The 23,634-nt window shown below is 59.1% G+C and carries 18 protein-coding genes and 2 pseudogenes; 6 read left to right on the forward strand and 14 right to left on the reverse strand.

All coding sequences use genetic code 11. From position 1 onward, the window contains the following. Positions 1-2 precede the first annotated feature (2 nt). On the forward strand, positions 3-797 hold the full coding sequence (locus tag CK227_RS15570) for a pyrroline-5-carboxylate reductase dimerization domain-containing protein (protein ID WP_095774046.1): 795 nt from the start codon (positions 3-5) through the stop codon (positions 795-797). Positions 798-842: 45 nt separating this feature from the next. Next, complete coding sequence (locus CK227_RS15575; protein WP_095774045.1) at positions 843-2,828, forward strand: FAD-dependent oxidoreductase; 1,986 nt, start codon at positions 843-845, stop codon at positions 2,826-2,828. On the opposite strand, the gene CK227_RS15580 is transcribed toward CK227_RS15575, so the two are convergent. From CK227_RS15580 to CK227_RS15605, 6 genes and pseudogenes are all read right to left on the reverse strand, one after another. Next, entirely contained in the window at positions 2,823-3,518 is a 696-nt protein-coding gene (locus CK227_RS15580) for a B12-binding domain-containing protein (protein ID WP_095774044.1), read from the reverse strand. The genes CK227_RS15575 and CK227_RS15580 overlap by 6 nt on opposite strands. A 96-nt stretch (positions 3,519-3,614) precedes the next feature. Further along, positions 3,615-5,264, reverse strand: a complete 1,650-nt coding sequence (locus tag CK227_RS15585; protein ID WP_095774043.1) for an ABC transporter substrate-binding protein — start codon at positions 5,262-5,264, stop codon at positions 3,615-3,617. Between the two features lie 44 nt (positions 5,265-5,308). Then, on the reverse strand, positions 5,309-6,262 hold the full coding sequence (locus CK227_RS15590; protein ID WP_245318181.1) for a trimethylamine methyltransferase family protein: 954 nt from the start codon (positions 6,260-6,262) through the stop codon (positions 5,309-5,311). A gap of 13 nt (positions 6,263-6,275) precedes the next feature. Further along, positions 6,276-7,181, reverse strand: a pseudogene (locus tag CK227_RS15595) (IS66 family transposase); the annotation flags it as partial. Positions 7,182-7,250: 69 nt separating this feature from the next. Beyond that, complete coding sequence (tnpB, locus tag CK227_RS15600) at positions 7,251-7,607, reverse strand: IS66 family insertion sequence element accessory protein TnpB (protein ID WP_023709031.1); 357 nt, start codon at positions 7,605-7,607, stop codon at positions 7,251-7,253. Then, positions 7,604-7,984: a transposase gene (locus CK227_RS15605; RefSeq protein ID WP_210248236.1), complete on the reverse strand. Its 381-nt coding sequence runs from the start codon at positions 7,982-7,984 to the stop codon at positions 7,604-7,606. The genes tnpB and CK227_RS15605 overlap by 4 nt, the downstream gene beginning before the upstream one ends. Positions 7,985-8,207: 223 nt before the next feature. Between CK227_RS15605 and hisD the strand changes: the two genes are divergently transcribed. Then, the gene (gene hisD, locus CK227_RS15610; protein WP_095775984.1) at positions 8,208-9,506 is read left to right on the forward strand and encodes a histidinol dehydrogenase; all 1,299 of its coding nucleotides are present in this window, start codon (positions 8,208-8,210) and stop codon (positions 9,504-9,506) included. 254 nt (positions 9,507-9,760) lie between these two features. On the opposite strand, the gene CK227_RS15615 is transcribed toward hisD, so the two are convergent. After that, on the reverse strand, positions 9,761-10,147 hold the full coding sequence (locus CK227_RS15615; protein ID WP_095776017.1) for an ectoine synthase: 387 nt from the start codon (positions 10,145-10,147) through the stop codon (positions 9,761-9,763). Between the two features lie 150 nt (positions 10,148-10,297). Here CK227_RS15615 and CK227_RS15620 point away from each other — a divergent pair, with 150 nt between their 5' ends. Continuing rightward, on the forward strand, positions 10,298-11,191 hold the full coding sequence (locus tag CK227_RS15620) for a LysR substrate-binding domain-containing protein (RefSeq protein WP_095775985.1): 894 nt from the start codon (positions 10,298-10,300) through the stop codon (positions 11,189-11,191). A gap of 4 nt (positions 11,192-11,195) precedes the next feature. Here CK227_RS15620 and CK227_RS15625 read toward each other — a convergent pair. Further along, positions 11,196-11,944: pseudogene (locus CK227_RS15625) on the reverse strand (acyl-CoA dehydrogenase); the annotation flags it as partial. A gap of 696 nt (positions 11,945-12,640) precedes the next feature. Between CK227_RS15625 and CK227_RS15630 the strand changes: the two are divergent. Together CK227_RS15630 and CK227_RS36740 are read left to right on the forward strand one after the other, a co-directional pair. Next, positions 12,641-14,638, forward strand: a complete 1,998-nt coding sequence (locus tag CK227_RS15630) for a CocE/NonD family hydrolase (protein WP_095775986.1) — start codon at positions 12,641-12,643, stop codon at positions 14,636-14,638. A 772-nt stretch (positions 14,639-15,410) separates the two neighbouring features. Then, positions 15,411-15,548, forward strand: a complete 138-nt coding sequence (locus tag CK227_RS36740; protein WP_179296581.1) for a hypothetical protein — start codon at positions 15,411-15,413, stop codon at positions 15,546-15,548. A gap of 120 nt (positions 15,549-15,668) precedes the next feature. Here the strand turns inward: CK227_RS36740 and CK227_RS15635 are convergent, their stop codons facing one another. The 6 genes from CK227_RS15635 to CK227_RS15660 form a co-directional block, all read right to left on the reverse strand. Continuing rightward, positions 15,669-17,465 carry a CocE/NonD family hydrolase gene (locus tag CK227_RS15635; RefSeq protein ID WP_245318389.1) on the reverse strand — a complete coding sequence of 599 codons (1,797 nt, stop codon included), beginning with the start codon at positions 17,463-17,465 and terminating at the stop codon, positions 15,669-15,671. 497 nt (positions 17,466-17,962) lie between these two features. Beyond that, positions 17,963-18,964, reverse strand: coding sequence for an ABC transporter ATP-binding protein (locus tag CK227_RS15640; RefSeq protein WP_095775987.1), 1,002 nt, complete (start codon positions 18,962-18,964; stop codon positions 17,963-17,965). Then, positions 18,957-19,970 carry an ABC transporter ATP-binding protein gene (locus CK227_RS15645; protein WP_095775988.1) on the reverse strand — a complete coding sequence of 338 codons (1,014 nt, stop codon included), beginning with the start codon at positions 19,968-19,970 and terminating at the stop codon, positions 18,957-18,959. Before CK227_RS15645 ends, CK227_RS15640 begins: the two co-directional genes overlap by 8 nt. Next, positions 19,967-20,806 carry an ABC transporter permease gene (locus CK227_RS15650; protein WP_245318391.1) on the reverse strand — a complete coding sequence of 280 codons (840 nt, stop codon included), beginning with the start codon at positions 20,804-20,806 and terminating at the stop codon, positions 19,967-19,969. The genes CK227_RS15645 and CK227_RS15650 overlap by 4 nt, the downstream gene beginning before the upstream one ends. Before the next feature lie 92 nt (positions 20,807-20,898). Further along, the gene (locus tag CK227_RS15655; protein ID WP_095775990.1) at positions 20,899-21,897 is read right to left on the reverse strand and encodes an ABC transporter permease; all 999 of its coding nucleotides are present in this window, start codon (positions 21,895-21,897) and stop codon (positions 20,899-20,901) included. Position 21,898: 1 nt separating this feature from the next. Then, positions 21,899-23,569, reverse strand: a complete 1,671-nt coding sequence (locus CK227_RS15660; protein WP_095776019.1) for an ABC transporter substrate-binding protein — start codon at positions 23,567-23,569, stop codon at positions 21,899-21,901. Between the last annotated feature and the right edge of the window lie 65 nt (positions 23,570-23,634).

Consider the following 23,634-nt stretch of genomic DNA (forward strand, 5'->3'; position numbering starts at 1 on the left):
CAATGAGCCAACCCATGAGCATCGGAATAGTCGGTGGAGGTGGCTGGCTTGGACGCGCCTTCGCCGAGGCCATTGTCGATGCGCAAATAGTGTCCCCTGAGCACCTCACACTCTCTTACAGAAGCGGGCAACCGGGCTTTCTGCCAGATGCTACCTGGACCTGGGACAACCAGGAACTGGTGGATCGATCTGATGTCATCATCGTGTCGGTCCGGCCCCAGGATTGGCCTGCCATCGACATTTCTGCGTCCGGCAAGCTTGTCATGTCGGTCATGGCCGGGATCCCTCTCGACCAATTGGCTCGACGTCTCAAGACCGACCGCGTCGTCCGCACGCTTCCGAATGCAGCCGCAGAGGTGCGCAATTCCTACACGCCCTGGATCGGCACTCGAGGTGTCACCGCGGATGACCGCAATGTCATTCGCCGGATCCTGGAAGCCTGTGGCGCTGCCGATGAAGTCAAAAGCGAAGCAGATATCGATTATCTTACAGGTCTTACAGGCTCCGGCCCGGCGTTTCCGGCGCTTCTGGCGGCGGCGATGATTGACGACGCGGTCAGCCGAGGAATGAACCCAGATATTGCCCGGCGGGGCGTCAGCGCAATGCTTGTTGGAACCGGCAAACTCCTCGAGGCTCGCGCAGAAAATCCCAAAGATATCGTCCAGACTTTCGTCGACTACCGCGGCACTACCGCCGCTGCAATCGAGGCCATGCGCGCAGCCGGGTTTGAAGCAGCCGTGGCAGACGGCCTTGCCGCAGCGCTTCATAAATCCGTGGCTATGGGACAAGCCTCCTGACTGCCGCACGAGGCGGGCCTCCCTCCGACCGCTGGTGAGATACTTATGTCAAAACTCTTTCCGCATCTGTTCTCGCCGGTAAAGCTGGGCAGCCGCACGCTGCGAAACCGGATCGTGTTCGGGGCTCATACCGCGAACATGGCGGAGAATGGCGTGCCGACAGAACGACACGTTGCCTACTATGCCGAGCGAGCCATCGGTGGCGCCGGCATGATTGTTGTCGAACCCATGCCCGTTCATCAGGCCGCCGTCCTGACACGCGGCAATTTTCGACCTGGCGACGATAGCGTCATTCCTCATTTCCAGCGGGTCACGCGCGCGATCAAGGACCATGGGGCGATCGCCATCCAGCAGCTCTATCATGTCGGTGCGCATGGGGATTCGGACAACTCGTTTCATGCGCATTGGTCGCCCTCGGGCCTTCCAAGCTATCATGACAGCGATGGTTCCCACGCCATGTCCGAGGATGAGATCTGGGAGACTATCGACGGCTTTGTTCAGGCCGCGCGCCGCTGCCAGGAAGCCGGTTTCGATGGCGTCGAAGTCTGGGCGGCCTATCTCGGATTGGTCGATCAGTTCTGGACACCCTGGACAAACCGACGTGAAGATCAATGGGGAGGCTCGCTCGAAAACCGCACGCGGATCTCCCGCGAGATCCTGAGCCGCATCCGCGAAACATGTGGCCGAGAATTCATCGTCGGGCTGTCGGTCAGCGATGAGCCCGACTACACAGTCGCGCTCAGTCGCCAGGAACTGGCGGAGATCATTCACCTGCATGATGAACAGGAACTGATCGACTACGTGACCTGCGGCACCGGCAGCTACCTCGATTTCTACAAGATAATGCCGACCTTTCTCTATCCGGAGAAGCTTGGCACCGATCTCGCGACGGTCCTAAAGGGTGCGGTCAAGACGGCCCTCGTGGTCGCCGAAAGCCATATCAGGACGCCTGAAAACGCCGAAACGGTGCTCGGCGAAAAAGCTGCCGACCTGGTGTCGATCGTGCGGGGTCAGATCGCCGACCCGCATCTGGCACGCAAGGCCGCGGCCGACCGGCCGGAAGATGTGCGCGGATGCATTTCCTGCAACCAGATGTGCTGGGGCCGTCGTTCGCGCGACTACTGGATCAGCTGTCTTATCAATCCCTCCGCGGGGCGTGAGTTTGAATGGGGCGGTGACCGGTTCACGTCAGCCGCCACCAAAAAACGGGGGCTTGTCGTCGGCGGCGGTCCCGCCGGCCTCGAGGCGGCACGGGTTGCCGCCGAGCGAGGGCACGACGTGGTGCTGGTCGAAGCCTCCAGTAGGCTGGGCGGGAACTTTCTGCTCGCCGGACTGCAGCCACGCCGCGGGCAAATCCTCGACCTTCTCGGGTGGTATGAGCGCCAACTCGGCAAACTGAACGTCGACGTACGACTGAACACCTATGTCGAGGCATCCGAAATCGCCTCGTTCCAGGCTGACACTGTCATCCTGGCCACGGGGTCGGTGTCTCCTGAAACAGGCTTCCAGAAGGCTCTGCCGGCAATGCCGAGCCTACCCGGCATCGAAAGGGGCAATGTCTTCTCGATCGAAGCCGTTATGGCCCGCGTTGCGCGGCCAGGTAAGCGTGTGCTTTTGCTCGACGAGGGCGGCGGCTGGCGCGGCGGCGGTACAGCCTGGAAACTTGCCGAGGATGGCCATCAAGTCACCATTCTCACGCCTGATCCGTTGGTCGGCAAGGAACTGCAGGGGACGGCAGCTGATTTCCCGCTGCGGCGGACGTTGCGCCAGCTTGGCGTCACATGGCTGGTGGATGTCAGCGTGCTCGAGTGGCACGGGGACGGCGCGACCATCGTTGACCACAACACCCGTGAAGAAAGCTTCGTGCCGGGCGATTGCCTTGTTCTGGCAACCACGAATGTGGCAGCGAATTGGCTGGCGAAAGAGTTGGAAAATACGTCCCAGCCGTTCATAGAGGTCGGCGACGCTGTCGCTCCGCGCCAGGCGCCCTACGCCTTCCACGAAGGAAGGAAAGTTGCCTTGCGGCTATGATACGCGCACGTTGTGCTTGCGCTTCATGAAGTCCTTGGCGGTCTCGACGGCCACCGCCGCGTCGCGGCAATAGGCATCGGCGCCGACGGCCTTGCCGAATTCCTCGTTGAGCGGCGCACCGCCGACCAGCACGACGTAGTCGTCGCGAATACCCTTTTCCTTCATCGTGTCGATGACGACCTTCATGTAGGGCATGGTCGTGGTCAAAAGCGCCGACATGCCGATGATGTCGGGCTGGTGCTGCTCGATGGCGTCGAGGTATTTCTCGACCGCATTGTTGATGCCGAGGTCGATGACGTCGAAGCCGGCGCCTTCCATCATCATGCCGACAAGGTTCTTGCCGATGTCGTGAATGTCGCCCTTGACGGTGCCGATGACCATCTTGCCCTGCTTCGGCGCGCCGGTCGCGGCGAGCAGCGGGCGCAGGATGAACATGCCGGCCTTCATCGCATTGGCCGAAAGCAGCACTTCGGGAACGAACAGGATGCCATCGCGAAAGTCCTCGCCGACGATGCGCATGCCTTCGACCAGCGCCTCGGTCAGCACCTTGTAGGGCACCCAGCCGCGCTCGAGCAGGATGTTGGTGCCTTCCTCGATCTCTTCCTTCAGGCCGTCATAGAGATCGTCGTGCATCTGCTGCACCAACTCGTCGTCGGAAAGTTCGGAAAGGATGATCTCGTCGTCGGACATTTTTGCCTGTGCCAATTGCTTGTCAGTGATTACGGGCCGCCGGCACCTTTTGTCAGAGGTGCCGGCGGCTGTTGCTTGCAAGTCTCGGGAGTTAAATCAGGCGTCCAGCCAGACGTTCTGGAAGTCCATTTCGTAGGTCTGGTGCATTCCGTAGTTCTTCACCTTCTTGCTCATGTGGCAGTAGAGCTTCTGCCAGAACGGCTGGATGATGACGCCGGAATCCTGCAGGATCTGCTCGACGTCCTTCATCACCTCCTTGCGCTTCGCAGGATCGGCCAGCGAGAGTGCCTGCTTCAGCTTGGCGTCGAAATCCGGGTTGGCATAGGCCGTTTCGTTCCAGGCCTCGCCCGAGCGATAGCCGAGTGCAAGCACCTGGACGCCCAGCGGCCGCATGTACCAGATGGTCATCGAATACGGATATTTCGTCCAGTCATTCCAGAAGGTCGAGCCCGGGAGCACCGTACGCTTCACCTTGATGCCGGCATCGCGCAGCTGGCCGGCGATCGCGTCGCCGGTGTTCTTCTGCCATTCGTCCTCGACGGTGATCAGCTCGTGCTCGAAGTCGGCCTGCCCGGCATCCGCCATCAGCTTCTTGGCGGCGGCGGCATCCCGCGTCTTCTTGGGCAGCGGATAGTATTCGGGATGGATCGGGGCGACATGGTGGTTTTCGCCGACCGTACCGCGCCCGGCGTAGCCGAGTTGCATGACGGCATCGTTGTCGACGGCCATCTGCAGCGCATTGCGCACCCGCTGGTCGTCATAAGGCTTGTGGGTGATGTTGGTGCGGGCAACCAGCGTGGTCGCCGTAGCGACCTCCGATTTCACCAGATCCATCTTGTCGAGGGCGTCGATGAAGTCGGCCGGCGTTTCGAAATCGAGGTCGATCTCGCCGGATTCGAAGGCATTCAGCGTGGCATTGAAGTCGGTGCCGTAGTCGATGAACTCGACACCGTCGAGCGGCGTTTCGCCACCCCACCACTTGCCGCTCTCGCGCCGCTTGACGACCGCCTTCGAACCCACCGCATAGGACACCAGCTCGAAAGGTCCGGTACCGATCGGCTTCTTGATCGGGTCGGCGCCATCCTTGTCGAAGTCGCGATGCACGACCAGCGCCGGATAGTCGGTCAGGCCCGGTATGATCGCGATGTCGGGTTCGCCGAGCTTCAGCTTGACCGTGAGGTCATCGACCTTGGTGATAGCGCCATCCTTGGCCTTGCCCGTCTTTGTGTCGATCAGCGCGCCGACGCGTGCCGCCATGGAATTGCCGGAAGCCCCCTTCTCGCACCAGCGATTCAGATTGGCGACCACGTCATCGGCGTTAAAGGCATCGCCATTGTTCCAGGTGATGCCTTTGCGCAGATGCAGCGTGTATTCGGTGGCGTCGTCATTGACGTCCCAGCTTTCGAGCAGGACCGGCTCGAAGGTGAACTGGTGCGTGTAGCGGACAAGCGGCTCCAGCCAGCAACGGGTGACGTTTGCCATCTCGGTCCAGTCATAGGTGCGCGGATCCTTCTGTGCCTTGACCGACATGGCGACATGCAGCGTTCCACCCTTTTTCGGTTCCTCGGCCAGGGCTTTGGTCGGCGCGGCAAGGCCGATCATGCTGTAGGCGAAAGCCGTCGATGCGCCGAAGGCGCTGGCCAGCGCCAGGAATTCGCGCCGGTCCATGCGGCCCGCACGCGTCTCTTTCGCCATTGCCTCGATAGCGCCCGGCACGCGGTCGCCATTGCTTCTGAAGAGCGTCATGTTTTCCTCCCTTGGTGGTTCCGTCAGGTTCTTCGCCTGTCTTACTAACTAACGCTGTCCGGCAGTTTTTCCTCACGCCGCGCGATCAAATCCTTGAGACCCTCGGCGACGCCCTCGTCGAGCTTGGGCTCCTCATAGTCGGCGAGCATGTTGCGCGCTTTTTCGCGGCCACGCGTGTCGTGATCCTTCGCCCCTTCGGCCTTCCACTGTTCGTACGAGTTGAAGTCCATGATGGTGGGCATGAAGAAAGCGGACTCGAAATGCTCGAGCGTGTGCTTGGTGCCGAGGAAATGACCCTGCGGCCCGACCTCGCGGATCGCCGCCATCGCTTCCTTGAAATCGTCGAACGGCAGCCCGCCGGCATATTTGTACCAACCGACCAGCTGTTCGCAGTCGGTGGCAAATTTCGAATAGCCGCAGCTCAGGCCGGCCTCCAGCCACCCGGCGGAGTGCCAGATATAGTTGGCGCCGGCGAGGATGGCGGCATGCATCAGCATGTTGGCCTCGTAGCCGGCCTGGGCGTCGTTGAGCTTCGACCCGACATGGAAGCCCGAGGTGCGCCAGGGCAGTTTGTATTTCCGCGCCAGCGCGCCCATCAGGTACATCATCTGCGCCGCCTCCGGCGTGCCACCCATGGGAGCGCCGGTCTTCATGTCGACGGTCACCATGAACTGTCCGTAGATCTGCGGCGAGCCCGGGCGCAGCAGCTGCGTGAAGGCGACGCCGGCCAGCGCTTCCGCATTGACCTGCGCGACCGCGCCCACGGCAGAGGCCGAAGTCGAGGCGCCGCAGAGCGCGAAGGGCGCCAGGATCAGTGGCTGGTTGTGGCGCGCATAGACCTTCATCGCGTCCAGCATGGTGGCATCCCATACCAGCGGCGAATTGCAGTTGGTGATCGACACCAGCACCGGGTTGTCGCGGACATAGTCTTCACCAAACACGATGCCTGCCATCGCCATCGTGTCTTCGGCTCGTTCCTTGGACGTCACGATGCCCATGAAAGGCTTGTCCGACCTGCAGGATTCCAGTGAAGCCTGCGAGATGAGCGATCGGACGCTCGGCCTTCCGGTCGGCTGCGTAGACATAGGCGACGCCCGGCGGGTCGGCTCCCTGCCATGGCCGATCATCACGCGCATAGGCCCAGAGTTGGCCTGTCTTCGTCTTGCCGCGGCCCGGATCGAGCACTGGCGCGGTCGTCTCGTCGGCGAAGAGTTTTGGCGAGGACTTCAGCTTGCCAAGCAGCCGCTCATGCACCGGACGCAGGTGCCAGGCGGCGCGGCCGACCCAATCGGCGAGCGTGGAGCGATCGAGATTGATTCCTTGCCGGGCGTAGATCTGCGCCTGACGATAGAGCGGAAGGTGATCGGCATATTTTGAGACCAGCACCTGGGCGACCGTTGCCTCGGTCGGAAGACCACCCTCGATCAGCCGGGCCGGCGCGGGAGCCTGAACCACGACGTCCTCGCAGGCGCGGCAGGCATATTTGGGCCGGCGCACGACGATCACACGCAGCTGCGCCGGAACGATGTCGAGCCGCTCGCTCACGTCCTCGCCGATCCGATGCAAGCCATTGCGGCAGCATGGGCAGGCATGGTCCTCGATGTCGACGATCATTTCCACCCGCGGCAGATGGGATGGCAACGCGCCGCGGTTCGTCCGACGCTTCCTGGCGCGCTCCAGGCGCTCTGCGGGAGATGCTTGTTCGTTCTCTTCCTCGTCGGCGGCCTCGATCTGCTCGGCCTCTTCGAGCCCCAGCAGCAATTGATCCTCGGGGAGCGTCTCGGCACGCCGGCCGAAGCGGTGACGCTGCAATTCCTTGATGATCTGAATCAGACGGGCATTCTCGACGTCGCGCGCCAGGACCATCGCCTTCAGCGCGTCCGGATCGTCGGGAAGCTGGTCAGCCGTCATCGCCATGAGCGGATCAGACCATATTCGCCGACAACCCGCGACAGCGGAATCCAGGCTGATTCACTTCGTCGCGGGTCAGCCCGCCTGGGCTGGAACGCGGGTCCGGCGCGCCTCGTGGACTCGCCGCCAGTCGAGACCTTCGAGTAGCGCCGAGAGCTGCGCGGCCGTCAGCCGCATCATGCCGTCATGCACTTTCGGCCAGCGGAACTCCCCATCCTCCAAACGCTTGGCATAGAGGCAAACCCCGGTGCCATCCCAGAAGATCAGCTTGATCCGGTCAGTCCGCTTCGCCCGGAAGACGTAGACGGCCCCGCTGAACGGATCGGCCCCCATTGTCTCTCGCACCAGCGCCGCCAATCCCTCCGCACCCTTGCGGAAGTCGACCGGCTTCGTCGCCACCATGACCTTGACCGCACCCGTCGGCCCGATCACGACGTCGCCTTCAGCGCGCGGATTACAGCGGCCACCGTCTTGGTATCGGCGCCCCGGCCGACGCGCATCGCGATGCCGTCGATCTCAAGCTCGATCACACCGGCATCTCGGGTGGCTTGCCGTTTCCGCTGCTTCGGTGAACGGCTGGCTACAGGTTCCGCCGCCGCCAAAACCGCCGGCACAAAGGCAGGACAATCTTGCTGCACCGAAGCGGCCTGTTTGCGCGCTTCGCGGCGCCAGGCGAAGACCTGCTGCGGCCTAAGCCCATACCGACGGGCGACCTCGGAAATGATTGCGTTCGGCTCCAGCGTCTCCGCGATGATCCGCGCCTTGTCATCCACCGACCAGTGACGCCGACCGCCGGCACCGTTGATCACCTCGAAACGCCGAAGCTGCCGCTCCGGGTCAAGCGTAAGGTCAAGTCCAGACACAAGCCGATCTCCGATCCCAATACAGGATCGGCAACCTCACAGATCGCGACCACTCCCGAAAGGTGGTCCGGAAACACCGCTTACACTGAACAGTTGGTTGGAGGGCGATTGCCGGACAGTCGAAGTTGCACGATGCTGGCGTGGATTATCCCAATTCCAGGAGATTTTGATGACGCCGCGTCTTGAAGCGTTGAAAGGCAAATTTACCCAGATCAAGCAACCGACCAGAGACGCCGTCTCCGATACAGCTCAGGTCGAAACAACCGTGAAGGAGATCGTCGCAAATGTCCGCAAGCGAGGTGACGCGGCGGTTCGCGAATACTCCCTCGCCTTCGACAAGGCTGACGTCGCAAACTTCGAGGTCACCGAGGAAGAAAAGCTGAAGGCTGTTGCCGATCTTGATCCGCAGACCCGCGAGGACACCGAGTTCGCTATTGCCAATGTCCGTCGCTTCGCCGAGGCGCAACTTGGCACTATTCTGCCTCTTGAAATCGAGAGCCTTCCCGGTCTTCACCTCGGTCATCGTGTGATCCCGATTGAAACGGTTGGCTGCTATGTACCGGGCGGTCGTTACCCGCTTCTTTCGGCTCCGGTGATGACCATCGTACCGGCAAAGGTCGCTGGCTGCGACCAGGTTATTGCTTGCCTTCCGCCAAATGCTCACCCTGCCATGATCGCCGGCTGCCATCTCGCGGGCGCCGATCGCATCTTCCGCGTCGGCGGCGCACAAGCAATCGCCGCCATGGCATATGGCACCGAGACGATCCCGGCCGTCGACAAGATCGTCGGGCCGGGCAATGCCTTCGTCAACGAAGCAAAGCGTCAGGTTTTCGGCCAGGTCGGTATCGACCAGCTTGCCGGTCCCAGCGAAATATTCGTCGTTGCTGACGAAACGGCCAATGCAGTAACGATCGCCACGGACCTGCTCGCCCAGGCCGAGCATGACGTTCGCACCCGTGTTGGCGTGGTCACAACCGACCGCAAACTCGCTGAAGACATTCTAAGCGAAGTCGAGAAACAGTTGGAAACCCTGCCGACGGCACCGGTGGCAGGGGTCGCGTGGAAGGACTACGGCGAGATCACTGTTGTCAAGGACGAAGAGGCGATGATTGCCTACTCCGATCACATCGCAACGGAGCACTTGCAGGTCCACACCCGCGACCCGCAGGCGACCGCGAGGAAGCTGCGCAACTACGGCTCGATTTTCATTGGAGAACTTGCCAGTGTCGTCTATTCCGACAAGTGCTGTGGCACGAACCATACCCTCCCGACGATGGGTGCCGGGCGCTACACTGGTGGCCTCTGGGTCGGTTCCTACGTGAAGATCGCTACCCACCAATGGCTGGACGAACGTGGCGTCGCCGCAGTTGCTCCCGCAGCGGTTCGCCAGAGCGCGACCGAAAAACTCGAGGGCCATCGCCGCGCCGCCGCACTTCGTCTCAGTCCAAAACAACTTGCCGCAGAGTGATCTGGGGTTTGACCATTGCCGCCTTGGCAGACGGTACCGAGAACCAATCCGACAGTCGCCAGATCACACATATCGTTCTGCGCTCGTTTCCAATCGCACAGGCAGATCGACCAGCTCTGCCTGGTTTCAAAGGGAGCTATGCCACGAAACGCGCGCTCGACTTTTCAAAACTTCCACCCTTGTGCCCCGTCAGGCGACGTTGGTGATCTGACGGGCAGATCGTAGCTGCCAGTCTTTCGACCGCACTCGGCGGGTCAGTAGGACGAACCCTCGCCGTTTTTCAGGTCGTGCCGCTCTGTGCCCTTGAGCGGTGGATTGAAGACGCTGACCAGGACGAGGTCTGTGTCCCTGCCGCCGCGCAGATAATGCTTGTCATGCTGGTCGAGCACATAGATGTCGCCCGCCTTGATGGGGTGGACAATGCCGCTCATGTCTTCCACCTCCCCTTCACCGGCGATGCAATAGCAGGCCTCCAAGTGATTTCTGTACTGCAGCAGAGATTCCGTGCCCGCCTTTACGACGGTGTGGCAGAAACCAAAGCCCATTCCATCGGATTCAAGCAGCAGGCGATAACTTGTCCCATTGCCCCAGTCGACGTCCCGCGCTGTTCCCTGAATTTCATTGACTGACCGAACGAACATGTTTTCCACCTATAAGCAGGACTGTGATATATGGCACGATCTGGAGTCGATTTCGCGAGCGGCTCGGCTGCCTCTCACCTCGGAAAATGCATGATCGTCGCTCTGGGCACAAACGGTCATTTCTAAAGGAAAAGAAAGGAGGGCTTACAGATGCAGTTGCCTCCGCTCGGCACGCTAAAGGCGTTTGAGGCTGCGGCTCGCCTGGAAAGCCTGACAAACGCAAGCCGCGAAATGAACGTGACGCATTCGGCAGTCAGCCAGCAGGTAAGACAGCTCGAGGAGTGGCTCGGCCGACCATTGTTCAGACGCGCCGGCCGCGGCATTGTCCTGACACCTGCCGGCGCGGAATTCTACGAGGCCGTATCGACTGCGCTACGCATGGTCTCGGCCTCGTCGCGCCGTCTGAAACGCAATGCCGGCAGAAGTACGCTTTCGGTCGGCTGCATCCCCTCGATCGCCACCCGCTGGCTGGTGCCTTCTGTCCAGGACTTTCTGAGGAAGCATCCGGAAATAGACATGCGCGTTGAATATGCACACGCGCAGGAAGCCTTCGATCCCGACAAGCACGATGTCCTGATCACGCTTAGCCGCGCTGACAGCGAGGGCTACAGGTCCATCAGGCTCTTCTCACGCATGAACAAGCCCGTGGCCAGTGCCCATTACGTGAAACAGAAGCCGCAGGTTCTCCAGAGCAATGGATTGGTAGGTGCGGATCTGCTCCACGATGAAAGCTTGGATGGTTGGACGCAGTGGTTCGAGAAGGCGGGCATGAAGCGCGTCAAGCCGCTGCGCGGGCCGATCTATCAGGATTTCAATTTGCTGACCGGCGCCATCATGGCCGGCCATGGGGTCGCACTTTGCCCTATTCAGGTGTTCCGGCGGGAGATAGCGCAAGGCGATCTCGTAGTTCTATCCGAGATCGCGACGCTGGAAGACCAGGGATACTATCTCTTGCGTGGCCATGATGCGGACCCTGCCGTGGACGAGTTCACCGGTTGGTTCCGCCAGGTCTGTGGGAGCGCGGACGACGGGCCGAGCGCCTAACGCGTCATACAGAGTGCTCCGGAACGGGAACCTGCCAACCAGCCCGCTGCTCTCTAAGTTTCGCCCCAGCCGCCACGATACTCTCCGCACCGTTCACGACCTGCGCGCAAAGCGCCGAGGCCTCTGCAAGCAGATTCTCGGCGAAGCAGCGGCAGAGGTTGGCACGTTCAATCTCTTCGACGGCGAGCGCTCCCTCGGCGAGATAGGCACCGCCTGCGGCGAGCCCAAAGAGGCGGAGATAGGGCGTAGCGCCGGAGAGCGCCTCGGCCGTGCGGCCAGTCGCCAGCGTATCGTGAAGCCAAAGCGTTGCCTCCTCAAGACTGCCGAGTGGATCGAAGAGGCGCTCAGCCGTCAGGCCGAAGGCCGGCCGCTTGGAGGCGGCCACGCGGTCGGCGACGTCGCGTAGCTCAGCGATATAGACCTTGACGGGCTTGCCATCCCCCAGCGGGAGCTTGCGGGTGACAAGGTCGATCGCCTGGATGCCGTTCGTCCCCTCGTAGATCGGGGCGATGCGCGCGTCGCGCAGAAACTGCGCCGCGCCGGTCTCCTCGATATAGCCCATGCCGCCGTGGACCTGTATACCGAGCGAGGCGACCTCGACGCCGATGTCGGTCGAAAATGCCTTGGCGATGGGGTCAGCAACGCCGCCCTGTCATGCCAGAAGCGCGCCTCATTGCCCGACGACGTTCGTGCCATATCGATTGCGTAGGCGCAGGTGTAGGTGATGGCGCGGGCGGCCTGCGTCAGGCCCTTTTCCCGGATTGCCTGGTGGGTCTGGTCGAGAAAGGGCGGCGAGGACAAAGGCGGGCTCCACGGTGCTTGAGGAGCTTTTGTCGCCGCCGGCTGCTTGTCGCCATGAGCAGCGGTCACTCGCTTTCAGGCATTGCACGAAGGGCGCAAGATTCACGATGCCCTACACAAAGGAATGAGGAAAGGAATGAGGCGATGGCGTAGTTCAACAGAACCTATCCCGAGGTGACCTATTCGATATCGATTACCGACAGTGCCGATGTGCTCAGCAGAATCCGACAGAATCAGGCGACGGTGGGGCTGGCCTGATGCGGGACGGCGATACCCGCCAGCTGTTTCCCGAGTTCTTTGGCCCGTTCTGCGGTCTCCAAGCAAGTTTTCGGCAGGGGAATTCTCGGTCGCTCCCCTCTGATGGCGGGCCGACGACCCCGCAGGGTTGCCATGTCCGGCAACGCCAACAGCAGTCGGATCAATACTCGGACAGCTATGGCCAGTTAATGGCGCTTCCAAGTGCTTCTGTGCGCCTTGCCTTATGGAAGTTTACGACCCATCGACTAGCTGTTTCAAAAACATTCAGACCGGCGCACTTTTTGAAACGACAATTGCGCATTCATTATCGGATTGAGCTGTTTCGACCGGAAGACCCTGCGAACAATACCGTGCAGCTTTTGTTCTGTGATTCGCAGAAAGGATCTTAAAATGGCTCTCGCGCCGACTCGGTTCACTGTCATCGAGAATGAGTGGATTCCTCTAAAGGATGGTGCTCACCTTGCCGCGCGTATCTGGCTTCCCGACGAAGCCTATAAAGTGCCGGTGCCGGCGGTTTTCGAATTCCACCCCTACCGGAAACGCCCAGCAAGTAGACGCGACGAGTCCATGTACCCTGCCTTTGCGGCCGCAGGAATTGCGGGTCTCCACGTGGATATCCGTGGGTCAGGGGAGTCAGAGGGCGCTATCGATGGAGAATATACGCCTCTCGAACTTGCTAACGCGACTGAAGTGATTGCATGGATCGCCGCACAGTCGTGGTGCAACGGCAAGGTAGGTATGATGGGACTCTCGTGGAGCGGTTTCAACGCCTTGCAGGTCGCTGTGATGAAGCCTCCCGCGCTGAAAGCTGTTATTTCCGTTGCTTCGTCAGTCGATCGGTACAACGACGACATCCACTATAAAAATGGCGTTCACCTACTCGATCGATTTTCGTGGGCGACTATCATGCTGTCTATTATGTCTCAGGCTCCTGACCCTGAGATCGTCGGAGAACGTTGGCAATCCATGTGGCTGGAGCGCCTCGAAAATGAGCCCTTTTTCATACGGGATTGGCTCTGCCACCAGCGCCGAGACGAATTCTGGAAACATGGTTCGATTTGCGAGAACTTCGATGACTTCACCGTTCCAGCTCTCGTGATTGCCGGATGGTACGACGGTTATCGCAACACGCCCTTAAAGGCGGTCGAGGGAATTCCCGGAAAGGTCAAAGCGCTGATCGGCCCTTGGGTTCACGAGTGGCCGCATTTGGCTCACCCAAGGCCGCGCATGGACTTTGTTACCGAGGCGGTCGACTGGTGGAGCCATTGGCTTCGCGATGAACCAAATGGCGCCGCGGACATATCCCAAGTGCGAGCCTTTATTCTCGATGGAGCGCGGCCAACGGTCAACTTCGACCATGCTCCCGGGTACTGGATTGCTAAAAAGAAGTGGCACGCTCCGGAAACACGTGTCCTTTCGCTCGATACTTCATGCAAGCTAACGACAACGCCTAGTCAAGGTGTCAGCGGACGCGCGCTGTTGCGGTCGCCGCTCGATACAGGGACGGCCGCCGGGCATTGGTATGTGACTAGCGCCGGTTTAGAGTTCCCGGGTGACCAGCGCATCGACGACGGTGGTTCACTGGTTTATGAGAGCAACGCTTTGAATGAGGAATTGGTCCTGCTCGGAGTGCCGAGCTTGCAGCTAGTCCTCTCAAGCGACGCACCGATGGCAAACATCGCAGTTCGCATCATCGACGTCTACCCGGACGGTACAGAGGCTCGAGTATCATTTGGTCTGCTAAATCTGGCCCATCGCCACAGCAATGAGGCTCCCTCCCTGCTTATCCCGGGCCGGGACGAAAGGCTGACCATCTGTCTGGACGCCTGCGGCTACCGTATTGCCCCAGGGCACAAAGTTCGGATAGCCCTTTCAACTGCCTATTGGCCAATGATGCTCCCTCCGCCTTATGACGCTACGCTCAACCTCGACTTGTCCAGCCTCACACTCTCGCTCCCGCTGCTCGGCGATCACGAACGAATTGACGTCCCGGAGCCGGCAAATTTCGATCCAGTTCCAGTTTCTGAAACGATAGCGCCCGGTGAATCCGGACGGCGCATTGAACGTGACCTAGAACAGGGCGTTACCCACTATCGCAAGTTCTCGAAAGGCGCCCGCAATCGCAGTCTCGTCGACAACCTTGTCACTGGTGGCGACTTCGAGGAAAGATGGACAATCGCGGCGAACAACCCATTGTCGATCACCGGCGAATGTCGGCGAACATCGATTCTTTCGCGCGAAGCATGGGAGACCGTGACAAACAGCGTATCTACCCTGTCCTGCACGAAGACTGAATGGATCGTCTCAGAGGAAATTGAGGCGTTTCACAACGGTGAGAATGTTTTTTCTCGCAAACGTAGCGAGCGTATTCCGAGGGATTTTATGTGAGTAAAACTTAAAGACAAACCATTGCGGACCTCTGATGCAGCGCCACAACAATCAAGGGTTCTTCCACTTATTTAGTGCAGGAGGACTCACGTATCCCCGAACAAGCTCATAGATTTGAATCTTAGTCTATGCAGTGGTTTTCTCGTGCTTCAGATTCTCAGCTCGTTCCGCAGAATTTCGGGATTGTGGAGATAGTGCGCAAATGCGGCGCTGTCGTCATTTCGGCGCGGTTGATTTCGGCTTCTTCCCATTGCCCCACCTGCCGCCAATCCAGCGGTCGCATTCACAGTCTACATGCGCCGGCTCGCCGTTCTGCCTTGTCAGGATCAAGTTGCGGAGCTCCGACTTCGCGCCAGGATCTGTTTCGACACAGGCCCGTCGGACCGCACGCCTTACTACGGTGCAAACAGCGATCCGTTTTACGGCAGGAGGCGAGTCCGGCGGTCGCCTATCGCAAAAGCTGGCCATGCCTGTGAGCGACGATACACTTCTGCGAATGGTTCGCTCCTCGCCGCATGAACAGAGTTGGCATCTTTGGCTGCTGGATTAGTCGAGACATCAAGGCCGTCTGCGGCGCGATCAATTATCCATGGACTGCAAGTCCCGTGAAGGTCGGGTCAACCAGCTCAAGACAATCAAGTGCCAGATGTATCGGTGCTCGGGGCACCAGCTCCTGAGGAGCAGGGTGATGCTCGCGGCGTGAAAGCCGCATGCAGGCGAGGCAGGTTGGCGAAACCCTACCGTTGCACCAAATATGCGGAAGAACCCCTGATTGCCGCTGAATTTCACCTTGATTGCCGCTACGCACTGCATCCTGCAAGTTGACGGCTATTCGGCCTATACCGATCTGGCCAAGGCGCGTGCCAAGGGCGGCGCAATGAACCGGTCCAATTCGCGGAGTGCTGAGTAGGTGGGGGGCGTTACCAAGCCCCGCACCTCACAGATCCGGACGTGCAGTAGACGCATCCTCATGACCGGCCTCGCGATCGAATCTAGTCCGACTTCACTGGGATAGCGTCTGATCGAAAGTTCATCGAATCGGCAACCCTCCGGGTACAAAGTCTGTACCCTTCCTACAAGGCTGCGCCCGCAGAGTGCCGCATGGAGGAGCGGGCGCCTGGGCCACCGCCCCCGGGACAATAGGAAGGAGGATCTTCGAGGGATATTTCTCCGAGTGATAAACCCTATTGATGGACGGAGCGCCGGCAGGAATGCTGCCGATATTGCGAAGCGGAATAGGATTTGGGGCTCCAATCGTTAACTCGAGGCTGTGCCCTTGTCGAACAACGTGAGCGATCGGTGCAAGCAACGACATCCTTATCTCATAGATGTTACCCGGGATGAGCTTCTCAAACCTCCGGCACTGGTGGACCACTTCGTCGGCGTATGTGCGAGTTTCGTCGACTGCACGGAGCGACGCACGCAACAGACCCGATTGCAAGAAAAGAACGTTGCCGTCAGGATCGACATCCTTCAGAGTTAGTTGTAGGTCGGCGTCATCTCCATTGTCGATGCTCAAGAACAAAGTCACTTCCGGGTTCCCAAGCAGCACCATGTCCGAGGTGGCTGCGGCCGTCCGGTAATTCAATACACCGTCCTTGTAGGGCTGAATCGCGAACTGCAGATTGTTTCCGTGAAGCTCGGTCCCAGTCGGATAAAGGTATGCGCGTGAGCCTTCATTCGGCTCAGCACTGGGTTTGAGAGGCGAAATCCGGGCGTCTGCTGTGAGATAGTAGGTAGCGCGCTCGACTGAAGTTTCTGGCCATGTCTTGTGCCTTGTGACCCAACCAGCAACCGAATTCTTTGGGTCGCCATCTGGCTCCGAAACCTCCCAATAGACGGTCACAGACGGGTCCTGTTCTACTCCAGTTGGAACTCCCTTGACCCATCGGTCGAGGAATTTCATCCTCTCGTCATCGACTTGGCGATAAGCTTCTGTCCCAGGTTGCCCGATCAAGTGATCGCCGTTCATCAACACGAGTTTTTTATGCTCAACATTCGGCAACAACTGAGTAAATACGCGCGCACTTTCTCTGGCCGCCCCACCGTAAGTGTCCTGCCACGCTGCGATCAGCATGGTTGGTACAGTGACTTTGCCAGCTACTTCATGGCGAGCCAGATAGGCTGAATCCCACCATTCATCCTTCAGCGGATGCTTCCGAACCTCGTCGAAAAATGAGCGCTTGATGACTTGCCGATTGCTCCCACGGATTACAGCGCACTCGGTGTCGCCCGCTCTGATCCGGTCCTCCGCTCCGCTAGCCTGACTGACGAATTCAGCGCCAAGTGACCATCCTGCTGCAGTTTGGAGCTGCAGCATCCCGCCCAAACAAAAGCAATCCTCGTAGCCATCCTCGACGCCGCTCGCTACGATCGCTTTCAAATGCGGAGGTTGCTCCGCTGCGACCCAAAATTGGAGCGTTCCAGAAGATGAATTACCGATCATCCCCACATTTCCGTTGCTCCAAGACTGCTTAGCGATCCATTCGACCACCTCCGCGCCATACAGTCCGACTTTGTGGTCAAAGCCGTCCACCCAAGACTCGATAACGCCTTCCGAGCAGCCGGTCGCTGGAAAGTTTGCACCAACAAAACCATAACCAGCTTCGAGATACGGCTTAGCGAGGCTGAAAGGTGAAGCACTTGCCGTGTAGGGGTCGTACAGGAAGACGGTCGGATAATGGCCAGTTTTCGGGTGATACGATATATAAGCAATTCGTGTTCCGTCCTTCATTGGCACGTAGCCGATGTCCCGCGCTAGGTCAGAATCAGCAAGATCGTCGCTTTCGGGCTTCATCAAATTGTGCATGTTGACCTCTTTGTTCATTCTCCAATCCCACTGTGAGTCTGCTAAGTCCATTACACGAACGTGAAGCAACCGTCGCAGTCGAGGCCGTGTCTGACCTAGGGGCGTTGCGAATACGGCCCCTGGAAGGTCGCTGTTCATCAAAATGCATCGGCTTTTGAAACGGAGACTTGAAATGTCACCGAAGATTGAAATCGCGCGCGAAATTATAACTCGATCATATCGGCGGGCCATAACCCGATTTATTGCTCATCTGTGCCTCAACTACCTTGCTGCATTTGTCCAATTGGCCTGATGAGAGAAGTAGTCTTTGCCCCTTCCACGATCGTCCGCCGCACCGAAACTTCGCCTTTCACTTTCGACAGAAGCCCTAGGCTCGACAGTGAGTGCGTGCGCTAAACAAGCATCTGGCCGTGGAAAGTTCCTGTTCCCCGGCTTGGCAATGATCCCGGCCACACGCGGTAACCTTCAGTGGCAAGGTCAAAGACCGGACAACTACTGTTGAGCAGACACTAACATCATTTTGCCAGCCAGCATGCGGAATGATGCCGCGGCCCCACTTCAATAACCGGCGGCTCTTCTTGACTGCAGCGATCAAACGACTGCGGACATCTGGGATGGAAGCGGCAACCCTTCGGTAGGCGGGCCGCACTTGGCACCTCGCCGTGCAGCACTTCAATTCCACCCCCATCTCCGATATCTCGAACCCGAGGCGTGGCATTTCGCAGGGCAATGGTATACGGGTGCTGGGGGTTCAGCGTAATGTCGTCAGCGCTGCCGATCTCAACTATCCGGCCGAGATACATCACCGCGATTCTGTCGGCAATCAACCAAGCAAGCGGCAGGTCGTGAGTGATGAAGAGTATCGCCAAATTCTGCTGATCGCGAAGATCGAGAAGCGTTTGCAGTATCTGTGCGCGGATTGATACATCGAGCATCGACACTGGCTCATCGGCAACAATGAGGTCAGGCTTGACGACAAGTGCTCCCGCGATGACCACTCGCTGGCGTTGGCCGCCTGATAATTCGTGCGGAAAGCGCGCGAAGAAATCCCCAGGAGGGTTGAGGCCCGCGCTTGATAGAGCTTCGCTCACCCGCTCGGTTAGCTGATCGTCATTCGTCGCTATCCGAAGCGCTCGCAATGGCTCTGCCACGGCATCGAACACTGTATGCCTCGGATTCAGCGCTTGATAAGCATCCTGGAATATCATCTGGACATGATGGCGGTAAGGGCGCAAGGCCGACCAGCCCTGCCGCGTTGTCATATCCTTGCCGTCGAAAAGGATCCTACCACCGGTTGGCTGAACCAGTTTTGTGATCGCTCGGCCAACCGTGGTCTTGCCGCTTCCGGATTCTCCAACCAGGGCGACAATCTCGCCGCGCCCAACAGTAAGGTCGACGCCGTCAATTGCACGCACTGCGCCCCGGGTTCGTCCCAGGACACTGTCGAATAGTCCCCCCTGGACCGGAAAGCTGACCTGGAGGTTTTCTAGTTGCAAGATCTCGGCGTTATTAGTCACTAGCTAGTACCTTGTCTGCATGCGTCAAAGAGCTGTGGAGGTGACACGCCACGCGTCCCTGTCCGCATTCCTCAAGTTCGGGAACCTGAGTTGTACAAATGGGCATGGCGGATGGGCAGCGTGTATGGAAGGCGCAGCCCAATGGGCGCCTCATCAGTGTCGGGGGATCGCCGGGGATCGGGCACAACATCCGTTTTCCCTTCGCCGGGTCTGGAATCGATTCGATCAGCAGCCGGGTATAGGGATGCTTCGGCGCAGTGAAGATATCCGCGACCGGACCATCCTCCACGATGCCCCCAGCATACATGATCATAACGCGATCACACGTCTCTGCGACCACTGACAGATCGTGTGTTATCAAGATCAGAGCAAGTTTGAACTTTGATCGCAACTCGACCAACAATTTGAGTATCTGAGCCTGATTGATGACATCGAGGGCCGTGGTCGGCTCGTCGCCTATGATAATCGATGGGCGGCATGCAAGCGCCATGGCGATCATCACCCTTTGGCGCATACCGCCCGACAGTTCGTGGGGATATGTCGAGCCCCGATCCGCTGGTATACCAACCAACTCCAGCAATTCTCTGGCCCTGGTCGTTGCCTCCTCACGCGACATGCCTAAGTTTAGTATACACGGCTCGGCAATCTGCTTAACGATGCGGTGAACGGGGTTAAGCGCGTTCATCGCACCCTGGAAAATGACCGAGGTCTCTCTCCAGCGATGTGGCCGCATTGCAGCATCATCGTCGATTGGCAATCGGGCACCGCGGTAGCACACTTGGCCGCCGCTTACTCGCGCATTGGGTGATAACAGACCCGCGATTGCCATCGCGGTCGTGGTCTTGCCGCTTCCCGATTCCCCGACAAGCGCGACGGCCTCTCCGGCGCGAAGCTCAAAGCTCGCCTTCCGGATCGCGGGCAATGAGACACCGTTCACACTATAGTCAACGGAAAGCCCTTCAACCGACAGTAGAGGATCAGTGCTCTTTTGGCACATGTTCATCATGGGATCACACGCCTGCGGGGGTTGAATGTGTCGTCTAGCGCATTGCCAAGCAGGACGAAACCGAGTGCAACGGTGAGCACGCATACACCTGGTGAACCCAGGTACCACCAGGCTCCGGCACTAGCGGCGCCAGCTCGCTGCGCCAAGGAGAGCAAAGTGCCCCATGAGGGCTGCAACGGATCCCCCAGGCCGATAAACGAGAGCGCGGTCTCGGTATAGATCGCGCCAGCTACCACCAATGCGCCATTAGCGGCGATTTGGGGTACGAGGTTGGGCAGGATATGCCGTATCATAATGCTTGCATCACTGCTGCCCCCGACCCTGGCGCGATCCACGAAAGGCCGCTCCCGAAGCGACAGTGTCTGGCTCCGAATGATGCGAGCGACAAAGGACCAACTCGTCAAACCTATTACAACAAGGATGACGAAAAGGGATGTCCGGAAGCCTAGGATCTCGCGGCCGCGCCCCACGACCTCAACGAACACGGGCGCGATCACCAGTGCCAGCACGAAGGGCGGGACGATGAAGAAGAAATCTGTCATCCGCATCAGCCAAGTATCGACCTTGCCGCCAAAGTAGCCTGACATTATGCCAACCGTGGTACCCATGATCAAACTGATCACAGTCGAAATCAAGGCGATCGTCAGGGAAATGCGCGCGCCATGGACAACGAGATTGAGAACATCCCGCCCCGCTTCGTCGGTGCCTAGCAGGTGTTGGCCATCCGGCGCCGCCAGGAAATCACCGCTTGCTGTAGCGACAGATTCGAGGGGACCAACGAGCGAACCAGGCACTGCTGCCAAAACCAGAAAGAAAGTCAGAGCCGCCACGCCCACCCAGGCGCCTCCCCGCTCGAACAGTCTCCCAAGGAAGTCCTTTATAACCCTCCGCCGGGCTCGCCGACGAGGTATCGCAATAAGTTCATTCATTATCTCACCCTCGGATCAAGTATGCCATAGGCCAAGTCAGCAACGAGATTAGCAAGAATGATCGAGGCACCGAGCAGCAAAAATACACCTTGGAGCACCGGATAGTCTCGCGCATTGAGCGCCTCGACAGTCAGACCGCCGATTCCCGGCCAAGCGAATACGGATTCGACGGTGATGGCACCCGCCACGACGTATCCGAGATTGAGCGTCACTAAGGTCACAACGGGCAGCATTGCATTACGGAAGCCATGGCGCATTAGCATCTGCCCGCTGGTCAGCCCCTTTGCCCTTGCTGTTACCATGTAGTCCTCCGCCACAACCTCGCTCATGGCAGCACGTGCTACCAGCACGTATTGTCCCATCAGGCCCAGGGCCACTGTCGAGGCAGGAAGTATTAAATGCCGTAGATAATCGGCAAACCAGTTGAGGAATTCTGTTCTGCCACCAGGGGAATATGCACCATAAGCGGGGAACCAACCCAATCCCGTGCTGAAGATTACCACCAAGAGCATGCCGAGCCAGAATGACGGCGTTGAGTAGAGCGCCAAAGAGACGCCCGTCGCGACATTGTCGAAGGCCCCTCCCCTGCGCCAACCGGCGTAGATACCGAGCATGACCCCGCACAGGATTGCGATGATTTGGGCGACACCGACCAGCGCGATTGTGGCTGGCAGCCGCTCAAGCAGGAGGTCGCCAACACGCTGCCCCCTGTATTTGAAACTGAACCCAAAGTCGCCACGGAGCGTTGACTCCATGTAGTGCAGAAGCTGGTCAGGGAACAGCGGCTGATCGAGACCCCAATCCCGTCGCTGGGCCTCTATCTGCTCGGTGGATACTGCGGTTCGAGCTCCTGCGAGCAGAAGGGTTGTCGGGTCGCCTGGAAGGATCCGGAACAATGTGAAATTCAGAACCGCCACCATCAGAAGCGTTACGGCAGCTCTAATAATGATTTGTCCTATCCGCTGACCCGTCCCACTTCCTTTGCCATTGGAAGCCATCTCACACGGACCTCAGGCGATCGAACGGAAAGTAGCCCCACATCGACATCATGTCCTTCGTCCCCCAACCTTCGAAGCAATCCTTCCGATGGGCTTCCAGCATGAAAGGGTAGCACAGGACAATGTAGGGCGCTTCGGTGTAGATGAGGCGCACCGCCTGATCGAGCAACTCCCGGCTCTTCTTAGCGTCGACGGTAACCTCAACCTGCGACACGAGACTGTCGAACTTTTCGTTCCTCCAGTACGACCGGTTGTTGGTGCCAACAGCTTTGCCGCTGCCCAAAGTGAGAAGATCGGAAGGTGCGGGTGACAGCCAGTTGCTGTCAACAAGAAGGTCCCAGCCACCACCGCCATTCTCTGGAGCTTGCCAGCGCGCGCCGAACGCACTGTCGTCAAGTTGTGTCACCGTGACCGTAACTCCGATTTGCCCCATCCAGTCGGCGATAAGCTGCAGGGCCGTGATTGGTATTACGCCGTTAGTCCCACCGGATGAGGTAATCAGCTCAAGCTGAAAGCTCTTTCCCTCCTTGTCCTCCCGAACACCGTCGCCGTCTTTATCTCGATATCCCGCAGCATCGAGCCGGCGCCCCGCCTCTGCGAGATCGAAATGGCGCTTAATATCGCCCAGGTCCGAGTAGTAATCCGTCGCCACGGGCGGGACCAGTCCCACGCCGGGCTCGGCGTGTCCACGCATTGCTCGGTCGACGATACTCTTTTCATCGATGGCATACCCGATCGCATCGCGGAACGCCGAATCCTGCAGTGCCTTGGTGGTGCCCTCTCCCTTTCCGGAGAGTGTATTGAAGGCGAGGAAAACGCGGTTTTCGGTTCGTGATTGCCCGACGGAAATGGCAGGATCCTTCGAGAGGTCCGTCCACTGTGCAGCCACGAGCCCGAGGCCATAATCGAGATCACCACTCTTCAGACCCTGAGCGATGGAATCGACCGTAGGGAAAATGTTGAAGATCATGCCGGCCGTGGCCGGTCGCCCGGTTCGGAAGTGTTGGTTGGGGGTTAGGCGGACATACTGGCTCCGCCGAAATTCTGAAACTATCATCGGTCCCGTGCCCACCAGAGGCGGGTTGTTAGGGAAGGTGCCGCGCGCATCGCCATAGCTGACGTCCTTCCAGATGTGCTCGGGGACAATCAATGTCGTGTTGTCGATTGGCCATAGGGTTGGGATCTTGGTCACTATTCGCAAAGTCTCGTCGTCGACTGGCGTGATAGACTGGATATGCTCCAAGCCGCTCGTGTTATTCCAGCCGACGTTCAACTCGTCGGGTTTGCCAAGGGAGTCGCGCAAATAGTTGTACGTGAAGGCGACATCCCTGGCCGTAGCGGGACTACCATCTGACCACTTCATCCCAGGCCATATCTTGAAGGTCCACGTCACGTTATCATCGCCAACAGACCATTCTTTGGCAAAACCTTTCCGGTCGGAATGGCGCTGCGCGTCGACTCCGACCAAACAGTCGTAGGTAAAGGCCGTCGGCCACCACGAGCCCCACGTTGCAAAGGGATTCATAGTGTCGGGGCTGGCCGTTGCGCCCAAGCGCACGACGTGATCCGCGCACGATCCTGCAAAGGCCGTTGAATTCAAAAGCCAGGGCGCTGCGGATCCCAAAAGCATCGCCTTGACCACGGAACGGCGATTAAGTGACCACTCGTTCATTCTATCCTCCCAGATTTTCCGACTTCTGCCGGCGTGCATCGGGAGCCACATTAGATTGGTCGCGA

It is taken from the genome of Mesorhizobium sp. WSM4308, assembly GCF_002294905.1.
Classification (GTDB): domain Bacteria; phylum Pseudomonadota; class Alphaproteobacteria; order Rhizobiales; family Rhizobiaceae; genus Mesorhizobium.

Bases quoted from the DNA above. Each gene is read 5' to 3' on its own strand.
- CK227_RS15635 (WP_245318389.1), bottom strand. From the start codon at position 17,465: ATGAACAAAGAGGTCAACATGCACAATTTGATGAAGCCCGAAAGCGAC.
- CK227_RS15570 (WP_095774046.1), top strand. From the start codon at position 3: ATGAGCCAACCCATGAGCATCGGAATAGTCGGTGGAGGTGGCTGGCTT.
- CK227_RS15590 (WP_245318181.1), bottom strand. From the start codon at position 6,262: ATGGGCATCGTGACGTCCAAGGAACGAGCCGAAGACACGATGGCGATG.
- CK227_RS15645 (WP_095775988.1), bottom strand. From the start codon at position 19,970: ATGATGAACATGTGCCAAAAGAGCACTGATCCTCTACTGTCGGTTGAA.
- CK227_RS15585 (WP_095774043.1), bottom strand. From the start codon at position 5,264: ATGACGCTCTTCAGAAGCAATGGCGACCGCGTGCCGGGCGCTATCGAG.
- CK227_RS15660 (WP_095776019.1), bottom strand. From the start codon at position 23,569: ATGAACGAGTGGTCACTTAATCGCCGTTCCGTGGTCAAGGCGATGCTT.
- CK227_RS15575 (WP_095774045.1), top strand. From the start codon at position 843: ATGTCAAAACTCTTTCCGCATCTGTTCTCGCCGGTAAAGCTGGGCAGC.
- CK227_RS15630 (WP_095775986.1), top strand. From the start codon at position 12,641: ATGGCTCTCGCGCCGACTCGGTTCACTGTCATCGAGAATGAGTGGATT.
- CK227_RS15580 (WP_095774044.1), bottom strand. From the start codon at position 3,518: ATGTCCGACGACGAGATCATCCTTTCCGAACTTTCCGACGACGAGTTG.
- hisD (WP_095775984.1), top strand. From the start codon at position 8,208: ATGACGCCGCGTCTTGAAGCGTTGAAAGGCAAATTTACCCAGATCAAG.
- CK227_RS15655 (WP_095775990.1), bottom strand. From the start codon at position 21,897: ATGGCTTCCAATGGCAAAGGAAGTGGGACGGGTCAGCGGATAGGACAA.
- CK227_RS15620 (WP_095775985.1), top strand. From the start codon at position 10,298: ATGCAGTTGCCTCCGCTCGGCACGCTAAAGGCGTTTGAGGCTGCGGCT.
- CK227_RS15615 (WP_095776017.1), bottom strand. From the start codon at position 10,147: ATGTTCGTTCGGTCAGTCAATGAAATTCAGGGAACAGCGCGGGACGTC.